Below are 2,173 nucleotides of genomic sequence, written 5' to 3' on the forward strand. Positions count from 1 at the left end.
CCGGGAGAGCCGGCCCACAGGCAGGACCCGTGCGTCCACAATTGCGCGATCCGTTCGTCCAGCGCCGCCTGCGTGGTGGCGTCCAGCACCAGCGTCCGGGCTTGCCGCGCGGCATCGCGCAATTGCGCCGCGTCCGCGTCCTCGGGCACCACCCGGGCCGGCCCGATGGCCGGATCGATCAGGTCCAGCAGGCGCGCGGTGCGCGCCGGATGCACCGGATCGGCGGCATAGACACTGGCGTCGACCCGCTCGCCGTGCACGTACTGGATCCCGCCGCGCGTCACCCGCCCAGCCGCGGGAAAGGCCGGCGCCACCACCAGCAGGCGCCGGCCGCTGGCGCGCAGGGCCGTGGCCAGCTCCGCCCGGACGTGGCCGCGCAGCGTCGAATCCAGGGTCTTGTAGAGAACGCCGCGCCCGGCCAACCCGGCGGCGGCCCGCTCCACCGCGTCCACGGCGCCGGCTTCGGCCTGCCCGCGGCTGCCGGTGTCGACCGACAGCACGCGCTCCCCGGCTGGCGCGGCGGCGCCCCGATGCACCCGCGCCGAACCGGCCCAGGGCAGGAACGGGCCGGCGCCATCGGCGGCGCTGGTCAGGTCGTCGGCAATGATGCCGACTTGTCGGGATAACGATTCCGGTGTGTCCATACCGGTGATTAAAATGCAGATCACCCACCAGGAAAATCCATCATTTCTGACGTTTATTCGTGATCTATCATCACCAATGCCCGCTACCCGCCGTCCCTCGTTGAACGACCTGCGCGCCTTCGAGGCGGTGGCGCGCCTGGGTTCCGTGCGCGCCGCCGCCGACGAACTGTCGCTGACCCATGGGGCGGTCAGCCGCCGCGTGACAAAGCTGGCCGACGACTTGGGCCTGACGCTGGTGGAACCGGCCGGACGCGGCCTGCGCATCACCGACGGCGGCCGCTTGCTGGCCTCGTCCATGGGCCGGGCGCTGGCGTTGATCCACGACGCCATCGACACCTTGCAGGCGCGCGACGCGCAGCGCCCCGTGGTGCTGTCGTGTGAACGGTCGATCGCCATGCGCTGGCTGATTCCGCGCCTGTCGCGGTTCCAGGACCGGCACCCGGACATCGAGCTGCATCTGTCGGTCGGCGGCGGGCCGCTGGACTTCGCCCGCGACCAGGTCACGCTGGCGCTGCGGCGGCTGGATTTTCCGGTGCATCCCGACTGGATCGTCACCCCGCTGATGGCGGAGCGCATGGGGCCGGTGATGGCCCCGTCGCTGCTGCCCGCGTTCGAGGCCGGCGACTACGTGGCGCTGTCTTCGCGCACCCGGCCGCGCGCCTGGGACGACTGGCTGCGCCAGGCGGGGCTTCCCGCCCCTCGCGCCACGCGCAGCCTGGATCATCATTTCCTGATGGTGGAAGCGGCCGCCGCCGGCCTGGGCGTGGCGCTCAGTCCGCGCCTGCTGGCGCTGGACGACCTGCGCAGCGGACGCCTGGTCGCGCCGGCCGGATTCGCCCCGGATGGCTCGCACTACGGATTGATCGAGTCGCGCGGCGCCCCGGCGGGCGCGGCGCCGTCGCTGGCGGCGTTGAAGCAGTGGCTGGCCGAAGCGGCGGCCGAGGCCTGAAAAAAAGGACGGTTGCCGGCGCCGTTATTGCGGCACGGCGGCGTCCTTGTCGAGCCGCTTGATGAACACCAGCAATTCCTTTTCGACCTGTTTGTCGCCGCGCGCCTGCGCAGCCTTCAGGCCCGACTCCCAGGCGGCGCGGGCGCCGGCCTTGTCGCCGCGGCCGAGGCAGGCCTTGCCCAGCCATTTCCAGGCCACCGAGTAGGCCGGATCGAACACCAGCGAGGCGCGCAGGTGCGTCTCGGCGTCGCCGTAGCACTCCTGCTCGGCGTAGGCCTTGCCCAGCGAGAATCGCAACAACATGTTGTCGGTGCCCTTGGCCAACATGGTTTCCAGACGATCGATCATTTCCCGCATGGCCGGCCTCCTTTGCGCCGATTGCGCTGACTGCGATGGCACATGATAGGCCGCGGACCGCGCATCGGCGGCAATGGCCCCGCGCCGCGCAGGGAAAGCGGCGGCGCATGGCACAAGCATCGGTTTCCTTGCGTTTCAAGCGGCGTCGCGACGGGAATCGCGGTGCGACTATCCTGTCACACGCTCAGGGCCTGCCGCGTCCCCCGCCGCCGGCCGGCCCTGA

At 71.3% G+C, this 2,173-nt stretch carries 3 protein-coding genes; 1 reads left to right on the top strand and 2 read right to left on the bottom strand.

Features of this window, described 5'->3' with window-relative positions; translation table 11 throughout:
* Positions 1-644 (bottom strand): four-carbon acid sugar kinase family protein (locus tag AruCF_RS29545; RefSeq protein ID WP_167385885.1); only part of this gene is annotated, 644 nt, incomplete at its 3' end.
* Between the two features lie 76 nt (positions 645-720).
* Between AruCF_RS29545 and AruCF_RS15665 the strand changes: the two genes are divergently transcribed.
* Positions 721-1,593 (top strand): LysR substrate-binding domain-containing protein, encoded by an 873-nt coding sequence (locus AruCF_RS15665; protein ID WP_049074155.1) that lies wholly within the window; start codon positions 721-723, stop codon positions 1,591-1,593.
* A gap of 24 nt (positions 1,594-1,617) precedes the next feature.
* Here AruCF_RS15665 and AruCF_RS15670 read toward each other — a convergent pair whose 3' ends face one another.
* Entirely contained in the window at positions 1,618-1,950 is a 333-nt protein-coding gene (locus AruCF_RS15670; protein ID WP_080977441.1) for a hypothetical protein, read from the bottom strand.
* Between the last annotated feature and the right edge of the window lie 223 nt (positions 1,951-2,173).

It is taken from the genome of Achromobacter ruhlandii, from assembly GCF_002082135.1.
In the GTDB taxonomy this organism is placed as follows: Bacteria; Pseudomonadota; Gammaproteobacteria; order Burkholderiales; family Burkholderiaceae_B; genus Achromobacter; species Achromobacter ruhlandii.

Coding starts and splice junctions, on each gene's coding strand:
- AruCF_RS15665 (WP_049074155.1), top strand. CDS start 721: ATGCCCGCTACCCGCCGTCCCTCGTTGAACGACCTGCGCGCCTTCGAG.
- AruCF_RS15670 (WP_080977441.1), bottom strand. CDS start 1,950: ATGCGGGAAATGATCGATCGTCTGGAAACCATGTTGGCCAAGGGCACC.